The sequence below is a fragment of the Agriterribacter humi genome (assembly GCF_009192765.1).
GTDB lineage: Bacteria > Bacteroidota > Bacteroidia > Chitinophagales > Chitinophagaceae > Agriterribacter > Agriterribacter humi.
Window position 1 is genome coordinate 1 of record NZ_VOHQ01000022.1, and the last position, 22,187, is coordinate 22,187.

Here is a 22,187-nt window from a genome sequence, read left to right on the forward strand (position 1 = left end):
ACTTTTTAATCCTTCCTTATTTCCAACATAGGGGCTTGGAAAATACTAAACAGCCAAATCTTAACCGCAAAACCGCAACCAGCCGTTTGAAAAAAGAATTATTCTATTTTTACCGGACAGCAATGATTTACTACTTACTTTTTTAGATGGAAATATTTTATTAATATCCCCCGCAGCACAACTTTAACCGTACTCAATTTTTGAACGAAAAATAACTTACTATTTTTGCATGATGTATTTTTTTAGAATCGTTTTTCCTGTACTGTTAATAATAGCAGGTATACCGGCAAGCGCCCAGATTGTGAATGTGGAATCCCGCAGAATTCAAACAGATACCACCGGGTGGGCCGGGAGTTTCGGGGGCAATATTAATCTTTCAAAAAATGTGGATCAGGTATTTTCAGCCAGTGCATTCGCACATTTGCAGTATAAGAATAGTAAGAACCTCTATCTTTTCCTGGGTGATTATTCTTTTCTGAAAGGCGCTCAAAAAAAATACACAGACAACACTTTTTTTCATCTCCGCTACAATCATAAGTTCAGCAATCTTATCCGCTGGGAAGTATTTACGCAGTTGCAAACCAATAAAATAACCAAAATAGAAAATCGTTTTCTTGCCGGCATGGGGCCGCGCTTTAAATTATCAGGTTCGGGTATGCTCCAGGTTTATCTTGGTGTGCTTTTCATGTATGAATATGAAAGGGAACTGGTTGATCCGCCTGTTTCTCATCACAATGTGCGCAACAGCAGCTATCTTGCTTTTACGCTTAAACCAACCAGTAACCTGGAAATTATAAGTACTACTTTTTACCAGCCCAGGCTCGATCACTTGGGCGATTTTCGTATTCTGAACCAGGAATCGGCCAACCTGGCTATTACACAAAAACTATCCGCAACCATCAACTGGAATTATTTGTATGATCATTTCCCCGTTGCGGGCATACCCAAAAGCAACTATACTTTTTCAACGGGTTTCCGGTATGCATTCTGATATTATGCCGGCACCATATTTTTAGCTTACATTTATCATGCATTTTAGAAAAAATCTGGCATAATTTTATTTAATAAATGGCATGACATTAAGAGGCACATGGAAGATCGCAAAGCAAACCATTTCGAATTTTATTGACGATAAGGTTTTGAAGCTTAGTGCCGCATTGGCCTACTATACTATATTTTCATTGCCGGGACTGATCATAATCGTTGTATGGATAAGCGATATATTTTATGGGGAGAAAGCAGTTGAAGGAACGGTATATGGTCAGATAGCCGGGCTGGTGGGCAAAGATGCCGCATTGCAGATTCAGCAAACGATACGCAATGCTACTTTGTCGTACGAAACTGGTTTTGCCGCCACAGTGGGAATAGCTACGCTCGTCATTGGAGCCACGAGTATTTTTGGCGAGATACAGGATTCTATTAACACCATTTGGAAATTAAAAGCCAAGCCAAGGAAAGGATGGCTGAAGATGATCATTAACCGCCTGCTTTCATTTTCTATTATTATAACATTGGGGTTTTTATTGCTGGTATCGCTTATTGTAAACGCGGTAATGGATGCATTTATTAATAAGCTTACTGCAATATTTCCGCACACCGAAGTGCTTATTGCCTATGTATTTAATATGATACTTTCTTTTGCCATTACCTCATTTCTGTTTGGATTGATTTTTAAAGTATTACCAGATGCTAAAATAGAATGGCGTCATGTACGTGCCGGTGCATTTACCACGGCTATACTTTTTATGGCCGGTAAGTTCGGTATCAGTTATTACCTGGGACATAACAAGTTAACTTCCGCATACGGAGCGGCAGGTTCAGTGATCGTGATATTATTGTGGGTATATTATTCCGCAACCATACTTTATTTTGGGGCTGTGTACACCAGGGTATATGCTATTCATAAAGGATCCCAGATTTATCCTGATGATTATGCTGTTTGGATTGAGCAGGTGGAGGTAGAATCAGAGAAATCTGTACAGGAACAGCCGGAAAAAAAAACTGTTATAGACACTAACGGTAAGAAAGTACAATAGCTGCGTAACGCTGATTGTATCGAAGTTCGGTGGCTACTTTACCCCCGCTTTTTTCTTTAATTGAGAAACAGGTATTGCCATCATTCTTCCGATGGGCTTACCATCGCGGTAAGTGATCACTTTCATTGTTGCCGCATCTTTAGGAACGCTTACAGGTTGCGTGTACTTAGGATAAAATTTATCGGGAAAAGAATTATCAAAGCTGTAAAAAATAGCCAGCCCGCTTGCCTCTGTATTCATTTCAACAACAGGTAAATTTTTCTCATCTTTCTTTACAGTAATGATGGGATCATATATAGCGGGTGAATATTTGATTTCGGCTATATCGAAGCGTTCAAACTGTTTTTCCACCCTGGCTACAAAATTGTTCCAGTTCTTTTTGGCTTTTGGCGACCAAACCGATTCGGCAATGGCAAATGCACGGGGCCAAAGCATATACTGGAGGTGGCGCATATTGTATACCTGCTCCGTCCATAAATTAGCCTGTCCGCCTTTTATATATACGGGATCCACGCCTTCCGGAACGGGTTCAAATTCATATGCTTTACTGAGGCGCAATGTGGCATATACAGGAGGTTCTGTTGCCGCATCGCCCTGCATATAATCGAGGTAAGCAAAAGTGGTTGGGCTCATCACTACCTCGTGTTTTTGTTTTGCCGCTTCTATTCCGCCTTTAATGCCACGCCAGCTCATTACCGCGGCGTTGGGTGCTAAACCGCCCTGCAAAATTTCATCCCAGCCTATCATTTTCTTTCCTTTCGATTCTATTATTTTTTCTACCCTTTTTACAAAATAACTTTGTACCTCATCTAAGTTCTTCAGCTTTTCTTTTTTCATCAGCGTTTTAATAGCAGCACTCTTCTCCCAGAAATTTCTTGCCGTTTCATCACCGCCCATATGTATGTATTCAAAAGGAAAAAGTTGCGCTACTTCGGTAAATACTTTATCTAAAAATTCGTACACTTTTTCGTTTGCAGGGCAAAGGGTATTATCAACCAATCCATAAAAATGGCCGCCCGGAGGCCATACCATAAAAGGTTCTCCGGAATTTACTTTGTATTTATCAGCGCGGGGCGTGCACGATAATTCGGGATAAGAAGCAATGGCGGCAAGACTATGTCCCGGTATGTCAACTTCGGGAAGAATATTAATAAACTGGTCTTTTGCATACTGAATGATTTCTTTTATATCCTCGTGGGTATAAAAGCCGCCGTAATTGCGTGGTTCATCAGGTTCGGGCGCAGAAAAGGTATTGAAGGTTCCTGTTTTTTTTACATTCCAGGCCCCTGTAGAAGTGAGTTTAGGCAGGCTTTTGATCTCAATTCTCCACCCCTGGTCATCTGTAAGATGCATATGCAGCAAATTGAATTTGTATTTTGCCATATCATCAATAAACTCCTTCACTTCCTCTTTTGTAAAAAAATGACGCGATACATCGAACATTAAACCACGCCACCCAAAACGAGGATAATCTCTTATTTCAACACAGGGAGCCATCCATGTTACATCTTTAATAACAGACTTGCTGGTTATTTCTTTGGGTAACAATTGCAGAAAAGTTTGAACACCATAAAATAAACCGGCCGCTGTATTGGCGGTAAGTGTTACTGTTTCGGGTGAAACAACCAGGTTATACCCTTCATCACCCAATTCCTTATCCGGTGTTGCAGCGATGATAAAATGAATATGGCCTGTATTGCCGTTGTTTTTTATACTGCTTTTATACCCGGTGGAAGCAGCGATAGCATGCGATAAATAGTTGGCCACTTTTGCAGCATCGTTATGATTGTCTGGAATACTGATAGAAATATTATCCTGCAAAGTAAATACACCTTGTTTTTGCACGATGGAAACAGGTTCGGGTATGATAGCTGTTGTGGCGTTCTGCGAAAAACACGGAATAACTACAAAAAGAATAGCTAAAGCAAGAAGGTATTTCATGAATATTTTTTAAAGGCGATGTGTAAATCAGGCATCAAGATAAAAAAATACCCGGACAATTATTAATTGTCCGGGTATTGTGATCTGATTTATAGCGTTGAATCAGTTTACCATCTTTTACGATTCTGCGAAAACGAACCGCCGCCACCACCACCAGAGCGTTGCTCTTTAGGACGGGCTACGGTAACAGAAAGCGCCCTGCCTTCGATATCTTTGCCATCCAGTTCTTCCATTGCCTTTTTTGCATCTGCTTCCTCTGGCATTTCCACGAAACCAAATCCGCGTGAACGGCCGGTTTCTCTGTCGGTAATTACTTTCGAAGAAGAAACTTCACCGAAATCGCTGAATAAATTTTTTAAGTCCTCATCAGTTGTGTGAAAACTTAAATTCGAAACGTACATGTTCATACTTTTACATTAAAATGTTATTAATCAACCTGTAAGAAGAGCATAATGTACAGAAGAATAGACAAATACAACGGTGTAAGCTGTACAGAATATACGTTCAAATGCGTATGCTTTAATTCAAGTCGTTATTAAAGGTATGCTTTTAAAATGAAACCTCCTTATTCTGCAGGTTTAAATAGATTAAATATTTGAAAAAGAATATTTTTAGAACTGGTAAACGAGGGCGTTGATGTTCATTCCGGCTCCAACCGAAGCCAATATGGCCTTATCCCCCCGGTTGATTTGCTGATTTTTTATTTTTCCTTTCAGGATCAGGTCCAGTAAAATGGGTATAGTGGCAACGGAATTGTTTCCCAACGTGGAAATGGTCATGGGCATCAGATTTTCTGGTATTTTCTCTTCATTGTACAATTTAAATAACCGCTCCAATATAGCAACATCCATTTTTTCATTGGCCTGGTGAATCAATACTTTGTCAATATCCCGGATATGAAGTTTAGCCTTATCCAATGCCGCCTTAATGACCAGCGGAACCTGGGTTAAAGCAAATTCATACAATTTCCTGCCTTTCATTTTAAGATAAATGTTTTCATCGTTTTCTGAATCGGGTGCATAGGAACGCCCCATTTTTAGCAACATGGCATGATCCAGGGCATGCGTTTGTGTTTTATGTGCTATAATGCCCTCCTCTGTAGTATTTGTGCCAGTAGCCATAATAACGGCGCCGCTGCCATCGCTGTACAACATCGAATCTCTGTCGTGCGGGTCTATAACCCTGGATAGCATTTCGGTGCCAATTACCATACAATATTTGGCATCGCCCGAACGGATAAAATAATTGGCTTGTATTATTCCTTCCAGCCAGCCAGGACAGCCAAAAGGCAGATCGTAAGCAACACAATCCGGGTTCTGTATCTGCAGCCTGTATTTTATGCGGGAAGCAAGTGTGGGAACCATATCTGTGCGATTGGAACCATAGGTTACATCTCCAAAATTATGCGCCACAATGATGTAGTCAAGCTTTTCTTTATCAATACCCGAACTGTTGAGTGCGGCAGTTGCCGAAAGAAAACCCAGGTCGGAAGTCTTTTGATTATGTGTTCCATAACGGCGTTCAGCTATACCTGTAATCTCTTTAAATTTATCAATTATTCGCTGTGGTTCTTTTTCAACAGGCGTACCGTCTGTGTTGAAAAATTGTGAAGTTAAAAATGCATCGTTGGGGACACATATGCTCGGTATAAAGCTGCCTGTAGCCGCAAATACGGCTCCCGTGTTATTATAACTTTCCTGGTTTTCGGTCATTTTCTGTACAGATTCTTTACCAAGATTACAAAAAAAAGGCATATGCCCTGTTTTTTTGCTCATATTCTTAAACAGTGCTCAGTTTGGTGCAATAAAAAACCTGCAAGATCTGCATCACCATTTGCAAACCCTGCAGGTTATATTGTAAGCTGTATGTTCGCCTGCCAGTCACTCACTTCCGGCCGGCTCACCTACTACTCACTTTTTACCAGGCCCTGTTCTTCGGCTAATTGCTTTTTACGGAACGCTGAGATACGGTTGATACGCCCTGCTGCGCCGTAGAATCTTTCAGTGTTCCATTTTCTATATACCTGATCTGTACACTTTGTGTAGTATCGGTTGAACCCGGAACACCGGAGAAAAGGATCGTATATGCTTTTCTTTCTTCTAATGTAATGGTACGGGCCGCCTGTATGTTATTGCTGTTATTGATGGCAATATTTGCATTACCCGGGTTTATTTCAACAAAACCGGAAACCGAAGTAAAGTCGGCATTTTCACTGATAACACTATTGGCATTGTCACTCACGGTTACCAATGGCTGGCTTGAATCGGGAACAGCATTGATATAACGGATATATGCTTTACCGGAAGCTGATGAAAGACTATCTAAGTGATCGTTTACAATTACGTTCTGATAAGTACTGTCTTTACCTACAACGAACAATGAATAATACTTATCCTGTTCAAAATTGTAATCGGAGCCGGTAAAAGCATTTCCGCTTCCTGCATCATAAGCCTCTACTGTTCTTGAACCGGAATAAATGTTCAGATAACCCCCGGTATAATTCGTATAGGCCAGGGCAGTATTGGTTAGATTATTACCAGACAAAGCAATGCCGATAGCTGATTTATCGGGGGAAAGATTAAACGCCATCAATCCTGAGGCCGGTGTGCCGGGATTGTTGTTATCATCTGATTTTAAACAGGAAGAAAAAATAATCACAGAAAATAAAGCGCCTGCTGTTAGTATCGCCTTATGAATTGAAAAAACTTTTTTCATAATTTGTTCTCCTTGTTGATTTGATGTTAAAAAATTAATTGCTAAAGCTGCGCCATTGAGCTATAGAATGAAAGCACGAAGTATTCGAAAAAATGATGCCAAAGGAGGTGGTGTACAGATGGGTATAAAGAACTTAAGCCTGCCTTAACATTTGATTGGTAGAACATTAACATATAACTTTTTTAATCCGAATTCAATGGATTGATTTCGCAAGTTATTTTTCAGCACCGAATGTTGTAGATTAGCGCCGCGTACGGTAAATCTTTTATCATTATGTGAAGTATATTATATGCTCAGAAAAAAATCATTTCGGTTATTCCTTACTGTTATAGTACTGCTGGTGATTGTATACCTCCTGGGGCCACACCCCCCAACCCCCGTGTATAGTTCGGCTATGCCCCTTGTTCCGCAAACTGCAACCGGACTGGAAAAATATATTAACCAAAAGGAAACCGCGCATACGCTCAAACCCAATAACCAGGCCCGGATAGTTTGGAATAATGATTCGCTTAAAGCCAAAACAGCATATGCCATTGTTTACCTGCATGGATTTTCGGCTTCGCAGGAAGAAGGATATCCCGTGCATACCAATATTGCCAGGGAGTTTGGCTGTAATCTTTATTTATCGAGGCTCGCAGAACATGGTATAGATACCACCGCGCCCCTGAAAAACTTAACGGCTTCCGGATACTGGGAAAGCGCCAGGGAGGCTTTGGCAATAGGAAAACAATTGGGTGAAAAAGTAATACTGATGGGAACATCAACAGGAGGAACCAATGCATTGCAACTGGCAGCCACTTATCCGGATGACATTTATGCATTGGTATTGCTGAGTCCCAATATTGCTATTAATAACGATAAAGCATGGTTGCTCAATGATCCCTGGGGACTGCAGATTGCATCTTTTGTTACAGGAAGCGATTATGTTACTTCGGAGGATGATCGCCCCATATATAAACAATACTGGTACAGTAAATACCCTCTTGATGCTACTGCGCAGTTGGAAGAATATCTTGAAACTACCATGAACGCTGAAACATTTAAAAAGGTAAAACAGCCGCTGCTGATGCTGTATTATTACAAAGATGAAGTACACCAGGACAGTGTGGTAAGCGTGCCGGCTATGCTGAAAATGTTTGATGAGCTGGGTACAGCAAAAGAAGATAAGGTAAAACAGGCCATGCCCAATGCCGGTAATCATGTGCTGGGAAGCTATATAAGATCTAAAGATTTGCTGGGCGTTCAGCAGGCTATTGAAAACTTCATGGAAAGAAAGCTGCATTTAACCAGGGCACCCGGTTCTGCCATTACCACGGTTACTTCCGATGTGAATATTGCTATCAAAGACCAAACGCCATAAATTTTTCGGAAAAATTATTCATATCATGCAAAATCTGAGGATTGCTATCCTCCAAAGGATACTGTCTTGTGTTTTACACTTATCCGTTCCTTTTTCCGCCCATGTAGTTTAAAGGGTTCATTGTAACGGTTCAATAAAGATTGCGGTCATGCTGCAGTAATCAACAGCTTAAATTATTTTCTTAAAAAACAAAAAATGAAAGTGAAGTTTATTTTTTTGCTCGCTGCTTTTACAGCAACTGTAGCCTCATGTAAAAAAGAATCGCTTACCGGCGATGGCAGCGTACAAACCCAGGAAAGGGATGTAAATACATTTACCAAAGTGGCAACACAAGGTTCTACCACCGTTCATATTGTGCAGGGATCAGATTTTGAAGTTAAAGTAAAAGGATATGCCAACCTGCTGCCTTATTTTAAAACAACAGTAGAAAACGGCACTTTATCTGTTCGTTATGAAAACACAAGGAATGTACGCAATGACAATTCGGAAGTATTTATTACGATGCCGGTATTAACAGGTCTATCATCAAGCGGGAGCGGGGATATACATGCTGCGGGAGAATTCAGCAACAACACAAATTTCGACGTACACATATCGGGTTCGGCGGATATAACCGTTGAAAACGGAGCTGCGGAAAATTTTGTATTGCGCAGTTCCGGAAGCGGCAGCTTTGACAGCTTCGGCTTTACTTCAAAAAATGCCGATATTGTTATTTCAGGCAGCGGTGAGGCAAAAATAACGGTTGATCAGAAGCTCAAAGTAAAAATAAACGGCAGCGGCAGCGTATACTATAAAGGTGATCCTGCTACAATTGATAATGATATCAGCGGCAGTGGAAAAGTGATTAAGCAGTAGGACGATCAACCTTTATTATTGCAGTAACCCGGTTGTTAAAATCAGCCGGGTTTTGTTTTGTAAAAACCAGTAGCTGTTGGTTTTATCGCTGATGATGTCGCTTTGCAATTAAAATCAGCTAATGCTCATCGTTTGTGGAATCTCTTTTTATATGCATCTCATTGCTGTTACAGGGCCCTGTTGTGAAACTTCAATTGCTCACAACAAATTATTTTTATGAAACCCGAAAACATACTGCAAAGCGATGTGTTAGATATCCTTTTTGAGAACCGCAATAAAGCATATGGAGCCTATTATATACGGCGTCATTACAATCAGTATCTTTTAAAGGCATTGGCGGCTATGTTCATACTAATTGGAATGTTGCTGTTTATATCAGGCTATTATAGTAAAAAAGCATCCGGCGGCATTTTTGCTATCCCGGATTATCCGCCCATAGGCCCTTTACATCCGGTGGAACCCATTAAATTTGATCCGCCACCACCCAAAGCTTTGACTGCTGCAAACCAGGCAGCCTCGCAGCATTTTGCCACTATTAAAATTGTACCGCCGGCAGAAATAATAGAAGAGCCCGTTCCGGATATAGAATCTTTTATTGATAAACAAGTGGCGCTGGCTACCATTGATGCACCTTTTTCGGGAGATATTTTACAGCCGCCTGTTGCAGATAAGCCTGCCTGGGGTGAAAATGCAGAAATAGCGGAAACAACATACACAGAACCTTTTGCGAGCACCAGCGTTGATGAAGCCGCAACATATCCCGGCGGACTAAAAGCTATGATGCGATTTTTGCGAACACACCTGCGCCATATTGGTAATGATAACAGTGAAACGTTAAAGCTGCGCATACGGTTTGTGGTGGCTGCTGACGGCAGTATTGATGATTTTACAGTTATTCAGTCAGGTGGGGAAAACATTGACCTTCAGGTGATAAAAGCGTTGCAAAAAATGCCCAGGTGGAAACCAGCGAAGAAAAATGGCAAAAATATAGCTATGTATTTTGTGCAGCCCGTAACTTTTGAGATGGCAGAATAAAATGTTTCATCAATTTTTAATAGGTGTAGTTGCGGCATTTATAAAAGGATTTGCTAACTTGCCCACTCCCTAAAACTTTGGCTGATGTCGGTACAACAGAACTGGGAGGAACAAAAAAGAAAAAGGAGTTCCTTTTTTCATTCCATTTATGATTATGCAATGGGCATATTATGGTTGGGTTTGGGCCTGTTTTTTTTATTCAATAAGAAATTGGGCATTGACTGGATGAAAAGTGATCCATTAATAGATACCATTTTTGGGTGCATAGGGATAGCTTATGGATTATTCAGGTTATACAGAGGGTATCAGCGGAAATATCTGAGGAAATGAAAAATATACGACAGATTTATAATATGTTACGTGCCGGAATATATGCGCTGGTAGTGTTAGCGCTGGTAAGCTGCAATAATGGTGGAAGCAGAAAAGTAATTCCCGGCAATGATGATCTCAAATCGGGTACGATTCATATTAGTGTGGATGAATCTTTTAAGCCTATTATTGATTCGCAGATCAGGGTTTTTATGTCTCAGTTTCCGGATGCAACTATTATTCCGCATTATAAGGCTGAAGCGGAATGCTTAAAAGATTTGCTGAACGACAGTATCCGGATGGTAATCGTTACCCGTGGGCTAAGTGAAGGAGAAGTTAAATCGCTGCAGGATACTTTGGGATTTGCACCTTTCTGGGGAAAAATTGCGTCTGACGCTATATCTGTTATAGTGAATAATAAAGCTGCTGATTCGCTTTTTACAATGGGGGAAATCAGGTCTTTGATGAATGGAACCAGCGGATACAAACTTAATCCCGTATTAGATGGCAATGCTGCCACCAGCACGGTTCGCTTTATGATTGACTCGGTACTTAAAGGTCAGCCTTTATCGCCCGAAGTAACCGCTGCCAAAACAAGCCAGGGTGTAATTGACTATGTAGCCGGCAATGAGCATGCTATTGGCTTTATAGGCGTAAGCTGGATCGGTAATCCCGAAGATAAACAACAACTGGCTTTTCTCTCTAAAGTAAGAGTGGCATCAATAGAAGCGCGCAACGACCCTGACAAATTTATAAAACCTTATCAGGCCAATATTGCAACCAAAAGATATCCTATGGTACGTGGTTTGTATTATATAGTAAAAGAAAACTATAGTGGGCTGGGCAGGGGATTTACTAATTTTTTAAAGAACGAAAAAGGACAGCTTATTTTTCAAAGAGCTTATCTTGTTCCCTCAAATATGGATTTTACAATAAGAGCAGCTCAAATAAAAGAAGAATAATATTTTTTAATATATTTATTTACCAAAACCAAAATTTCAAATCAAAAATGATGAAGCACACAATCAGATTTATGGTAGCTGCTGTTTTACTGTGCAATGTTGCTTTTGCGCAATCAGTAGAGGAAGGAAGAAAGTTCTTTTACTACGAGAAGTACAATAGCGCAAAAGAAACCCTTGAAAAAGCGCTTGCAGCAAAACCCGATGATGTGGAAGCCGCTTATTGGTTGGGGCAGACATTGATTGAGTTAAATGATATTGCAGGTGCAAAGAAAGTATATCAAACGGCTTTACAGACTAAAGGCAGTGAACCTTTATTGCTGGTGGGTATGGGCCATGTTGAATTGCTTGAGCATAAGGGTAACGATGCACGTCAGCGTTTTGAAACCGCTATCAGCCTTACTAAAGGCAAGGATGTAGACATTTTGAACGCCGTGGGCCACGCCAATGCGGATGCACCCGATGGCGATGCCAAATACGCAATAGAAAAATTAAAACAGGCAACTGAGGTAAGAAGGTTTAAAGAACCCTTTGTTTACATCAACATGGGTGATGCATACCGTAAATTATTAGACGGTGGTGCTGCAGTAACAGCATACCAGAATGCGCTCACGCTCAATGATAAGCTCGCAGAAGCAGAATATAAGATTGGTAAAATATATGTTACACAGGGGCAGGAACAGGCCAATATATTTCTCAAACATTATGAACAGGCTATTGCTTTAGACCCTGCCTATGCTCCTGCATATTACGATCTGTATACATATTGGTATTCACGTGATGTAAATAAGGCCAGGGATTATTTTGCAAAGTATAAGGCCAATACCGATTTTACGCCTTCTGTTGAAGCAGAAGAGATCAGCCTGGTATACGCTTCCGGCGACTTTAAAGGAGCTATTGCCAAAGCAGATGAGAAATTGCAGAAAGATGGCGAAAAAGCAAGTCCGAAATTATACCGCGTAAAAGCTTATGCTTACGATAAATTGGGCGACTCCGTTAATGCCCTTCAGAATATGGAATTGTTTTTTTCCAAAGGAGATTCTACGCTGTTTTTACCTGACAACTATGTTAAAATGGCGCAGATATCGGCCAAATTCCCTGATAAACTGGATCAGGCCGACAGCTATTTTAACAAGGCGATAGCAATGGATACCCTTCTTAAAAACAAGGTTGATTATGCTAAAGCGGCATCTGATATGTATAAAAAAATACAGAACAGGGTTAAGTCTGCCGATTGGCTTACCAAAATCCTGTCTATTGATACCGGCTATGGAAAAACCGAGCTCTTTTATGCAGGATGGGAGAATTTTTATGGTGAAAAATACCAGACAGCGGATAGCGTATTTAACTTATATAAACAAAAATACCCCGATGATATGCAGGGTTATTATGGCGGCTTCCGTACAAAATGGATGGCCGATACCAGTGGTGCAGCTTCAGGGATACTTTCTGAGGCGCCGATTGAAGATGCTAACAAGTTTATAGAAATTGCGGGCCTTGACTCGTTAAAGAATAAATCTGCTTTAATACTGGCTTACGGATACCTTGCAGGTTATAACGCCAACACGTTAAAAGACTATGAGAAGGCGATTTTTTATCTTGATAAAATGATCAGCCTGGATCCTACCAATGTGGATGCAAAGAACAACAGGGATATATTGCAGAAAGCGTTAGACCGGCCACAACCCAGGGCGGATAGCACAAAGAAAAGTGGTGCAGCGGCCAAACCCTCCCGAAAATGAGTTGATATAACTGATTACAATATATGACCCCAAAATCAATACTGGTTTTGGGGTTTTATTTTATTAAATAATGGTTATTAGGCAATGCTGCCTTATTTTTGCCTTTGGATTAATTCTACACCAATACAGAAAACGGAAAAATGTAGTTCCGGCTGGCAAATAATAGATACAATTCTTCCGTTTACTGTTGAAAAAAGTAATCTTGAGACGAGAATGATACCTTATTTTTTACTTCAGTCCCTTCCGGTTTCTTCGGCTACAGACGTAAATAATTCATTTAATTACTTTCCTATTGCCCTGCAACTTCTTTTTGCTGTTGGATTTGTAGTGGTTATGATGGGCGTAACGCATTGGCTGGGCCCAAAAAGACCCACGGCCGAAAAGTTGGATAATTTTGAAAGTGGTATCGAAATCAGTGGCAATGCCCGCCAGCCCCTGGCGGTTAAATATTTCCTGGTAGCGATATTGTTTGTGTTGTTTGATGTGGAAGTGATCTTTTTTTATCCTTATGCAGTAAACTTCAGGGAATTGGGCTGGGAAGGTTTTATGGCGGTACTTGCTTTTGTTGGCTTTTTTCTCGCAGGATTTTACTATATTATAAAGAAAGGGGCACTGAAATGGGAAGATTAGTGAAATTGAAGCTGTTCATTTTAAATTTTAATTATGGCACGTCCGGTTCGGTTTAATATAACACCCAAAGAAAGAGATCACCAGGGACATATTGGTATAGCCGATGCGCCAGAGGGTTATACGGGGGAAGGTTTTTTTACGACCAAACTCAGCGAAGTAGTTGGGCTTGCCCGTAAAAATTCGTTATGGCCGCTCCCTTTTGCTACTTCCTGCTGCGGCATTGAATTTATGGCTACCATGGGAGCGCATTACGATTTTGGAAGGTTTGGTGCGGAAAGGATGGGATTTACACCCCGGCAATGTGATATGCTGATGGTGATGGGTACGATAGCTAAAAAAATGGGGCCTGTGTTGAGACAGGTATATATACAAATGTCGGAGCCCCGCTGGGTAATTGCAGTGGGCGCCTGCGCATCGAGTGGCGGCATCTTTGACAGCTATTCCGTATTGCAGGGTATAGATCAGATCATTCCCGTTGACGTATATGTGCCGGGATGCCCGCCCAGGCCCGAAGCCATAATAGACGGTGTGTTGGCGCTGCAGGATTTGGTAGGCAAAGAAAGTATAAGGCGGAGAAACGGGGACAAATACCAGCAGCTAATGCTGAGCTATGGGATACAGTAGTAAGTAGTAAGGGATAAGTAGTAAGTGGCAAGTGATACAGTATTTCAGCATCATGTTATAAAACAGAAACTATTATTATAAAGATTGTAGATGGAGTTAACCAATGACCATATTAAAAACCGGCTGGTACAAAAGTTTGGTGATGAAGTAGCCAATTTTACTGAGCCATATGGTATGCTTACGTTTGAAGTACCCAAAGAACTGAATCTTAAAGTGCTTCAATTTCTATATGACGATCCCGAATTAAGATTTCAGTTTCTTACCGATTTGCAGGCGGTACATTATCCTGATAATAAGGGAAAAGAACTGGCAGTAGTATATCACCTGCACAATATCAGGGATAATGTGCGGATACGTTTTAAAATATATACGGCTATCGAAAAACCGGATGTGTATACCGCCACGCAGTTGTATGCCTGTGCCAACTGGATGGAAAGAGAAACCTATGATTTTTTTGGTGTCAATTTCGTAGGACATCCCAACCTTAAACGCATACTGAATGTAGACGAAATGGATTATTTCCCAATGCGGAAAGAATATCCGCTCGAAGATCAGACAAGGGTAGATAAGGATGATGAAATGTTTGGGAGGTGAAGAATTAGGGAAGCTGCGATAAAATCAAACACAAGAAAATGCCTGAAAGGGTAATGTATGACAGAAGATTTATTACAACATAGCGGAGAACAAAATATTAAGCTACCCGATGGTTCTATTGAAAAGCAAACCACTACGCTGAACCTCGGGCCTACTCATCCTGCCACGCACGGCGTTTTTCAGAATATACTGGAAATAGATGGCGAAAGAATTTTATCGGCCGAAGCAACGGTAGGGTATATACACCGTGCCTTTGAAAAGATAGCAGAAAGACGGCCCTTATACCAGATCACTCCGCTTACCGACAGGCTGAATTATTGCTCAAGTCCTATTAACAATATGGGCTGGCATATGACCTGCGAGAAGCTACTGGGCGTGCAAACACCCAAGCGTGTGGATTACCTGCGTATTATTATTATGGAATTGGCCAGGATAACCGATCATGTAATATGTAATTCAGTTATAGGTGTTGATGCAGGCGCGCTGTCGGTATTCCTGTATGTAATGCAGTACCGCGAGCTTGTATATGAGATCTATGAAGAAATTTGCGGGTCGCGGCTTACCACCAATATTGGCAGAATAGGCGGTTTTGAAAGAAACTTTAACGCTACAGCATGGCAAAAATTAGATAAATTTTTAAATGAATTTCCTGCAGCATTAAAAGAATTTGAAAACCTTCTCCAACGCAACAGGATATTTATTGACCGTACGGTAGGAGCAGGCCCCATAACAGGTGAAAGAGCATTGAACTATGGATTTACCGGTCCAAATCTGCGGGCATCGGGTATAGATTATGATGTAAGAGTGCACACCCCTTATTGCAGTTACCAGGATTTTGAATTTAATATCCCCGTAGGCACCACGGGCGATGTTTACGACCGCTGGCTGGTGCGTAACCAGGAAATGTGGGAATCATTAAAGATCATACGGCAGGCATACGAAAAAATACAGCAATTCAAAGGTGAAGAATCGGAAGTATATCATGCCAATGTACCGGAATATTATCTTCCTCCTAAACAGGACGTATACACGAAAATGGAAGCTTTGATATGGCATTTTAAAATTATTATGGGTGAAACCGAAATACCTGCCGGTGAAGTTTACCATAGTGTGGAAGGGGGCAATGGAGAGCTGGGCTTTTACCTGATCAGCGATGGGGGAAGAGCGCCTTACCGGCTGCATTTCAGAAGGCCCTGTTTTATTTATTACCAGGCCTATCCCGAACTGATTAAAGGTTCCATGCTTGCCGATGCCGTAATTGTAATGAGCAGCCTCAATTTAATTGCGGGCGAAATGGATGCATAGAAATATGCAATTTGAAAACCTGCCAGCCGTGAGGCTGGTTTGAAAATTTGAAAATGAAATTTTCCGAAGAGAAACTAAAAAAAGTAAGTGAGATCATTGCCTGCTATCCCGAAGGCAAGCAAAAAAGCGCTTTATTGCCGGTGCTTCACCTGGCACAGGAACAGTTTGGCTGGCTGAGTGCGGAAACCATGGATTATGTTGCTGCTTTGCTGAGCCTGGAGCCTGTGGAAGTATATGAAGTAGCTACCTTTTATTCCATGTATAACTTAAAACCGGTAGGCAAATATTTATTTGAAGTATGCCAAACCGGTCCATGCATGATCAACGGCAGCGATGACATTATTGCTTACATTGGCGAGCGCCTGGGTATAAACCCGGGAGAAACAACGGCTGATGGCTTATTTACTTTGAAAACAGTAGAATGTTTGGGCGCCTGTGGGTATGCCCCTATGATGCAACTGGGTAAACATTACAGGGAACATCTCACAAAAGATAAAGTAGATGCGATTATTGAAGAATGCAGGAATAATGCGGCCGCCAATAACTAAATATATGCGTTTTGCTTTTACCATATTATTGTTCTTTATAACTGCAATTGCACATGCACAATCGGATAGTGTGATTGTAAAAGAAAACCTCATTCGGTTGGAAAATGCTCTGATTGCAAAAAATTACCAGGATATGCAGAAGTTGTTGCATAATAATGTAAGTTATGGTCACTCCACAGGATGGATACAAACAAAGCAGGATGTTATTGCTGACTGTAAGAGTGGAAAGCTTTCTTATCATAAAATAGAGAGAAGTAATATGTATGTTGCCGCCATTAGTAAGGATTGGGCAACGGCGAGGTATACTGGAATAATAGAAGCTGTAGGAGAAGGGAAGGATATTAAAGCTGCTCTGCATGTATTACAGGTTTGGGTAAAAGATAAAAAAGGTAAATGGCAGTTGCTGGCAAGGCAGGCTACCAAATTGCCTGAGCAGGTAAAATAAAAATTAAGCGTTCTAAACTATAGCATCGCTAATCATAATATGGGAAGAAAATTATTATTAGAACACGCCGGAGCAGAGGGCATCAGATATTATGACGTCTATCGCAAAAAAGGTGGATATGCAAGTGTGGAAAAGGCTTTGAAAATGACGCCCGAAGCGATCGTTGAAGAAGTAAAGAAAAGTGGTTTGCGCGGACGTGGCGGCGCAGGGTTTCCTACCGGTTTGAAGTGGAGTTTTATCGCCAAACCAGAAGGCGTTCCCCGCCATTTGGTATGCAATGCCGATGAAAGCGAGCCGGGAACTTTTAAGGATCGTTACCTGATGGAATTTATTCCGCACCTGCTCATAGAAGGATTGATCGTTAGCTCATTTGCATTGGGCAGCAACACAACTTATATATATATACGTGGCGAATATGCATGGATACCCGATATCCTGGAGCAGGCCATTGCAGAAGCCAAAGCAAATGGCTGGCTGGGTAAAAACATTTTGGGAAGCGGGTTCGATTGTGAAATATATGTGCAGCGTGGTGCAGGCGCCTATATCTGCGGTGAAGAAACAGCACTGATCGAATCGCTGGAAGGAAAAAGAGGCAATCCCCGTATCAAGCCTCCCTTTCCCGCAATAAAGGGTGTATGGGACAGACCTACCGTAGTTAACAATGTGGAAACCCTTGCGGCTATTGTGCCTGTTATCAATTTGGGTGGAGAGGAATATGCAAAGATTGGTGTAGGCCGCTCAACCGGAACCAAGCTTATTTCGGCCTGCGGTAATATCAACAAACCCGGCGTGTATGAAATTGATATGACCATTAGCGTGGAGGAATTTATTTTTAGTGATGAATATTGTGGCGGCATAGCCAACAGCAAAAAATTAAAAGCCTGTATCCCGGGCGGGTCTTCGGTTCCTATTCTTCCGGCTAATTTATTATTAAAGACGGCCAAGGGCGAAACCCGCTACATGAATTACGAAAGCCTGAGCGATGGTGGTTTTGCAACCGGCAGTATGATGGGAAGCGGTGGTTTTGTAGTGCTGGATGAAGATCAGTGTGTGGTAAAGCATACCTATACCTTAGCCCGTTTTTACCGGCACGAAAGCTGTGGACAATGCAGCCCCTGCAGGGAAGGCACAGGCTGGATGGAAAAGATTTTAAAGAACATAGATACGGGAAAAGGAAAAATGAGCGATATAGATTTATTGTGGGATATACAGCGTAAAATTGAGGGCAATACCATTTGTCCGCTGGGCGATGCGGCGGCATGGCCGGTGGCGGCCGCCATACGTCATTTCCGCGATGAATTTGAATGGCATGTGCGTAATCCCGAAGAATGTTTAAGAAGAAATTATGGATTGGCGCACTATGCAGATGAGAGGGAAGTGGTGGCGTAGTTTCACACAAAAAGGATTTCACGCAAAGGAGCCAGGGGTAAGTAAGCCTTGAGCCTAACCTGACAGGTGAAAACTTATCTGAAACTGACTGATATAAGGCTGGGGCTTTTGGTAAACTTCAATGTTGTTTTAATTAAAAAGGGCATTCATAGAATAGTCAATAACTTATAAAACTTTGCGACTTAGCTTCTTTTGCGGCTTTGCGTGAAAAAAAACTATGGCTGAAGAAAAAAAATTATTCAAGGTTACCATTGACAACATAACTGTTGAAGTAGAGCCTGGCACCACCATCCTCAATGCCGCAAGGCAGATTGGTGGCGAGGTAACGCCGCCTGCTATGTGCTATTACTCCAAATTGAAAGGAAGTGGCGGTAAATGCCGCACCTGCCTGGTAGAAGTAGCCGCGGGCTCAACGGCCGATCCAAGACCCATGCCCAAATTAGTAGCATCCTGCAGAACCACCGTAATGGATGGTATGATCGTTAAAAACATTACCAGCGAACGGGTAATGGATGCAAGAAAAGGAGTAGTGGAGTTTTTGCTTATCAACCATCCGCTCGATTGTCCTATTTGCGATCAGGCCGGTGAATGTCATCTGCAGGACCTGAGCTATGAGCACGGCACAGAAGGCACACGGTTTGAATTTCAAAAAAGGATATTCAAAAAGCACGACCTGGGGCCTTATATCCAGCTTCACATGACAAGGTGCATCCTTTGTTACCGCTGTGTGTATGTGGCCGATCAGTTAACCAATAAAAGAGTGCATGGTATATTAGACAGGGGTGACCATGCAGAAATTGCTACTTATATTGAAAAGGCGCTCGATAACGATTTTATAGGTAATGTAATTGATGTTTGCCCCGTAGGTGCTTTAACAGACAGAACATTCCGTTTTAAAAATCGCGTATGGTTTACAAAGCCGGTAAATGCACACCGCAATTGCGATAAATGCTGCGGTAAAGTACATGCGTGGTTAAGGGGCGATGAAATACTTAGGGTAACCGCCCGTAAAGATCAGTGGGGAGAAGTGGAAGACTGGATTTGTAATGAATGCAGGTTTGAGAAAAAAAATATCAGGGATTGGGAAATTGAAGGTCCTGCTGAAATTAACCGTCATTCTGTAATATCGCAGGGGCACTACGCAGGAAAAACAGGAACAACAATGCCAACCGAAACTTTTCCAAATATAATGAATGGCAGGCAGCCGAAGCTGTTGATGGATATACATAGTGTGAGCGAAGTAAACCCTCCGGGTCTTGACCTGGCAGCTATACCCGGTCCCGCTCACTCCGGTGATTTTGAAGGGAAAAAAGAAATAAGTGATAAGCATTGATTGGCGGGAAGTGAAAGACGAAAAGCAGCAGTGAGCCCTGCAATGCATGTAAAGAAGATTCAACAAATTGATCGAATATCTGAATATAAAAACTTATGACATTACTCGCTTTTGATTGGGGTTTTGCACTGGAGAAGCTGGTATTAATAGCCATTGTAATTACGGTATCGCTGGTAGTAGCCATGTATGCAACATATGCCGAACGAAAAGTAGCGGGCTTTATGCAGGACAGGCTCGGGCCTAACCGAGCCGGCCCTTTTGGCTTATTGCAACCTTTGGCCGACGGGTTAAAATTGTTTTTCAAGGAGGAGATCATCCCCAGTAATTCCAACAAGTTTTTATTTATACTTGGTCCTTGCCTTGCCATGCTTACTGCTATGATGACCTCAGCGGTAATACCATGGGGCGGTAAAGTAGAACTGGGTGGACGCATGGTGGATTTACAGGTGGCAGACATCAACATTGGCATCTTATATATTTTTGGCGTAGTAAGTTTGGGTGTTTATGGTATGATGATCGGGGGCTGGGCAAGCAACAATAAATATTCTTTAATGGCGGCATTGCGTGGGGCCAGCCAGGCCATTAGCTACGAACTGGCTATGGGACTTTCGCTTATCGCTCTGCTAATGCTTACCGGCTCATTAAGTTTAAGAACCATTACCGAGCAGCAAATCCAGGGTAACTGGTGGAATATCGTTTACCAGCCGTTAGGCTTTCTGCTGTTTTTTATTTGTGCATTGGCCGAATGTAACCGTGCTCCCTTCGATTTACCTGAAGCGGAAAGTGAATTGAATATGGGCTATCACCAGGAGTATTCTTCCATGAAACTTGGTTTTTTCCTTTTCTCGGAGTATATCAACATGTTTATCAGTTGCACTATAATAGCTACCTTATTTTTGGGAGGATATGATATGCCTTTTGTGGATGAAGCGAAACTATCAGGCATTGCCGCGCTGATTGTAGGGCTGGTGGCATTATTCGGCAAAACCTTTATACTTATTTTCATATTCATGTGGATAAGATGGACCTTGCCAAGATTCAGATATGACCAGTTGATGAATTTAGGATGGAAGGGATTGATTCCGCTGGCATTATTCAATATGGTAATTACCGGGGCTATTGTATTGTTTACTATGAAAGCACATTGAATTAGTTGGGTTGTATAGCTGATAAAAATACTTTTGTACAACTTTTAAAACTTCCTTACCGGAAGAATCAAAGGAGTAGTTATGGATGCGTTAACACAAAGAGCTAAATTAGTTGACCGGAGGCCAATGAACTGGCTTGAGAAGATATACCTGTGGGAGATATTTAAGGGTATGGGTATTACCCTGAAACATTTTTTTAAAAAGAAGGTTACAATACAATATCCTGAAGAAAAGCGACCTTTTAGCCCGGTATTCAGGGGGTTGCAGGTATTGAACCGCGATGAAGAAGGCCGGGAGAGGTGTACTGCCTGCGGACTTTGTGCAGTAGCATGCCCTGCGGAAGCCATCACCATGGAAGGGGCCGAGCGTTTGCCCGGCGAGGAGCATCTATACAGGGAAGAAAAATATGCGGCTAAATATGAAATCAATATGCTGCGCTGTATTTTTTGTGGTTTGTGTGAAGAAGCTTGCCCTAAAGACGCGATATATTTAAGTGAAACTTTTGCGCCTGCCAATTACAGCCGTAAGAGTTTCATATATGGCAAAGATGATTTGCTGATTCCCGATCCTGCCACGCAGCCGGAGGAATATGCCGCGGCAAAAGGACTTTTGGATAAAAGAAAAAATCATAATCCTGATCTGACCAAAACGAACGAATTAAAATAATGGGAATAACACAGCTTCTTTTCTGGATCCTTACTATATTAACACTTGGCAGTGCGCTGATGGTTATCTTCAGCAAAAATCCCGTTCACAGTATACTGTGGCTGATCGTAACTTTCTTCTCTATTTCGGGGCACTATGTATTGCTGAATGCGCAGTTTCTTGCTATCGTAAATATTATTGTTTATGCAGGCGCTATTATGGTGCTTTTTCTTTTTGTGGTGATGCTTATGAACCTTAATATGCCTGCAGCGCCATTGAAAAAGAAGTGGCTGAAATTTGCAGGTGTATTATCCGGTGGCAGCCTGATGCTGGTATTGATAGCCGCTTTGAAAGATACGGAGAGTATGCGCCGGGAAGTATTGATGCAAACCGGTGATATTGGACTGATCAATAGTTTGGGAATGGTATTGTTTAAAGATTATATATTGCCATTTGAAATAAGCAGTGTACTTTTTTTAAGCGCTATGGTGGGAGCAGTGGTGATAGGGAAGAAAACATAAAGGCGGACAGACTGTGATGAAACCTGCAACTTGTAACCTGCAACTTATAACCT

The 22,187-nt window shown here is 41.7% G+C and carries 24 protein-coding genes; 20 read left to right on the forward strand and 4 right to left on the reverse strand.

The annotated features are described in order from the left end of the window. Positions 1 to 229: 229 nt before the first annotated feature. Positions 230 to 991, forward strand: coding sequence for a DUF481 domain-containing protein (locus tag FRX45_RS22550; protein ID WP_152270750.1), 762 nt, complete (start codon positions 230 to 232; stop codon positions 989 to 991). An 82-nt stretch (positions 992 to 1,073) separates the two neighbouring features. Then, on the forward strand, positions 1,074 to 2,036 hold the full coding sequence (locus FRX45_RS22555; protein ID WP_152270751.1) for a YihY/virulence factor BrkB family protein: 963 nt from the start codon (positions 1,074 to 1,076) through the stop codon (positions 2,034 to 2,036). Between the two features lie 33 nt (positions 2,037 to 2,069). Here FRX45_RS22555 and FRX45_RS22560 read toward each other — a convergent pair whose 3' ends face one another. From FRX45_RS22560 to FRX45_RS22575, 4 genes are all read right to left on the reverse strand, one after another. Continuing rightward, the gene (locus FRX45_RS22560; protein ID WP_152270752.1) at positions 2,070 to 3,977 is read right to left on the reverse strand and encodes a beta-N-acetylhexosaminidase; all 1,908 of its coding nucleotides are present in this window, start codon (positions 3,975 to 3,977) and stop codon (positions 2,070 to 2,072) included. A 107-nt stretch (positions 3,978 to 4,084) separates the two neighbouring features. Next, a complete protein-coding gene (locus tag FRX45_RS22565; protein ID WP_394350048.1) occupies positions 4,085 to 4,378 on the reverse strand; it encodes an RNA recognition motif domain-containing protein in 294 nt (97 codons plus the stop codon). A 210-nt stretch (positions 4,379 to 4,588) separates the two neighbouring features. Beyond that, a complete protein-coding gene (locus FRX45_RS22570) occupies positions 4,589 to 5,731 on the reverse strand; it encodes a 3-oxoacyl-ACP synthase III family protein (RefSeq protein WP_226805531.1) in 1,143 nt (380 codons plus the stop codon). 184 nt (positions 5,732 to 5,915) lie between these two features. Next, positions 5,916 to 6,692, reverse strand: coding sequence for a DUF4397 domain-containing protein (locus FRX45_RS22575; protein WP_152270754.1), 777 nt, complete (start codon positions 6,690 to 6,692; stop codon positions 5,916 to 5,918). A 289-nt stretch (positions 6,693 to 6,981) separates the two neighbouring features. Between FRX45_RS22575 and FRX45_RS22580 the strand changes: the two genes are divergently transcribed. The 18 genes from FRX45_RS22580 (at position 6,982) to FRX45_RS22665 (ending at position 22,134) form a co-directional block, all read left to right on the forward strand. After that, positions 6,982 to 8,052, forward strand: coding sequence for an alpha/beta hydrolase (locus FRX45_RS22580; RefSeq protein WP_152270755.1), 1,071 nt, complete (start codon positions 6,982 to 6,984; stop codon positions 8,050 to 8,052). A 195-nt stretch (positions 8,053 to 8,247) separates the two neighbouring features. Further along, entirely contained in the window at positions 8,248 to 8,907 is a 660-nt protein-coding gene (locus tag FRX45_RS22585) for a GIN domain-containing protein (RefSeq protein ID WP_152270756.1), read from the forward strand. A gap of 216 nt (positions 8,908 to 9,123) precedes the next feature. Beyond that, positions 9,124 to 9,942, forward strand: a complete 819-nt coding sequence (locus tag FRX45_RS22590) for a TonB family protein (RefSeq protein ID WP_152270757.1) — start codon at positions 9,124 to 9,126, stop codon at positions 9,940 to 9,942. A gap of 84 nt (positions 9,943 to 10,026) precedes the next feature. Next, positions 10,027 to 10,272: a hypothetical protein gene (locus FRX45_RS22595; protein ID WP_152270758.1), complete on the forward strand. Its 246-nt coding sequence runs from the start codon at positions 10,027 to 10,029 to the stop codon at positions 10,270 to 10,272. Further along, positions 10,269 to 11,213, forward strand: a complete 945-nt coding sequence (locus FRX45_RS22600; protein WP_226805532.1) for a PstS family phosphate ABC transporter substrate-binding protein — start codon at positions 10,269 to 10,271, stop codon at positions 11,211 to 11,213. The genes FRX45_RS22595 and FRX45_RS22600 overlap by 4 nt, the downstream gene beginning before the upstream one ends. 47 nt (positions 11,214 to 11,260) lie before the next feature. Continuing rightward, positions 11,261 to 12,952, forward strand: coding sequence for a tetratricopeptide repeat protein (locus FRX45_RS22605; protein WP_152270759.1), 1,692 nt, complete (start codon positions 11,261 to 11,263; stop codon positions 12,950 to 12,952). A gap of 213 nt (positions 12,953 to 13,165) precedes the next feature. Further along, complete coding sequence (locus FRX45_RS22610; protein ID WP_152270760.1) at positions 13,166 to 13,582, forward strand: NADH-quinone oxidoreductase subunit A; 417 nt, start codon at positions 13,166 to 13,168, stop codon at positions 13,580 to 13,582. A gap of 33 nt (positions 13,583 to 13,615) precedes the next feature. Next, on the forward strand, positions 13,616 to 14,206 hold the full coding sequence (locus tag FRX45_RS22615) for an NADH-quinone oxidoreductase subunit B (RefSeq protein WP_152270761.1): 591 nt from the start codon (positions 13,616 to 13,618) through the stop codon (positions 14,204 to 14,206). A 90-nt stretch (positions 14,207 to 14,296) separates the two neighbouring features. Next, positions 14,297 to 14,800, forward strand: coding sequence for an NADH-quinone oxidoreductase subunit C (locus tag FRX45_RS22620; RefSeq protein WP_152270762.1), 504 nt, complete (start codon positions 14,297 to 14,299; stop codon positions 14,798 to 14,800). Between the two features lie 57 nt (positions 14,801 to 14,857). Next, complete coding sequence (locus FRX45_RS22625) at positions 14,858 to 16,105, forward strand: NADH-quinone oxidoreductase subunit D (RefSeq protein WP_152270763.1); 1,248 nt, start codon at positions 14,858 to 14,860, stop codon at positions 16,103 to 16,105. A gap of 53 nt (positions 16,106 to 16,158) precedes the next feature. Then, positions 16,159 to 16,653 carry an NADH-quinone oxidoreductase subunit NuoE family protein gene (locus FRX45_RS22630; RefSeq protein WP_152270764.1) on the forward strand — a complete coding sequence of 165 codons (495 nt, stop codon included), beginning with the start codon at positions 16,159 to 16,161 and terminating at the stop codon, positions 16,651 to 16,653. Between the two features lie 4 nt (positions 16,654 to 16,657). Then, a complete protein-coding gene (locus tag FRX45_RS22635; protein WP_193311820.1) occupies positions 16,658 to 17,098 on the forward strand; it encodes a nuclear transport factor 2 family protein in 441 nt (146 codons plus the stop codon). Positions 17,099 to 17,137: 39 nt separating this feature from the next. Beyond that, positions 17,138 to 18,487: an NADH-quinone oxidoreductase subunit NuoF gene (nuoF, locus tag FRX45_RS22640; protein WP_152270766.1), complete on the forward strand. Its 1,350-nt coding sequence runs from the start codon at positions 17,138 to 17,140 to the stop codon at positions 18,485 to 18,487. 66 nt (positions 18,488 to 18,553) lie between these two features. Continuing rightward, entirely contained in the window at positions 18,554 to 18,658 is a 105-nt protein-coding gene (locus FRX45_RS22645) for a GxxExxY protein (protein WP_226805533.1), read from the forward strand. Positions 18,659 to 18,704: 46 nt separating this feature from the next. After that, positions 18,705 to 19,820 (forward strand): 2Fe-2S iron-sulfur cluster-binding protein, encoded by a 1,116-nt coding sequence (locus FRX45_RS22650; RefSeq protein WP_152270767.1) that lies wholly within the window; start codon positions 18,705 to 18,707, stop codon positions 19,818 to 19,820. Between the two features lie 95 nt (positions 19,821 to 19,915). Further along, positions 19,916 to 20,968, forward strand: coding sequence for an NADH-quinone oxidoreductase subunit NuoH (gene nuoH / locus FRX45_RS22655; protein ID WP_152270768.1), 1,053 nt, complete (start codon positions 19,916 to 19,918; stop codon positions 20,966 to 20,968). Positions 20,969 to 21,049: 81 nt separating this feature from the next. Further along, positions 21,050 to 21,634 (forward strand): NADH-quinone oxidoreductase subunit NuoI, encoded by a 585-nt coding sequence (gene nuoI, locus FRX45_RS22660; protein WP_152270769.1) that lies wholly within the window; start codon positions 21,050 to 21,052, stop codon positions 21,632 to 21,634. Further along, complete coding sequence (locus FRX45_RS22665; protein ID WP_152270770.1) at positions 21,634 to 22,134, forward strand: NADH-quinone oxidoreductase subunit J family protein; 501 nt, start codon at positions 21,634 to 21,636, stop codon at positions 22,132 to 22,134. The genes nuoI and FRX45_RS22665 overlap by 1 nt, the downstream gene beginning before the upstream one ends. The last annotated feature ends 53 nt before the right edge of the window (positions 22,135 to 22,187 follow it).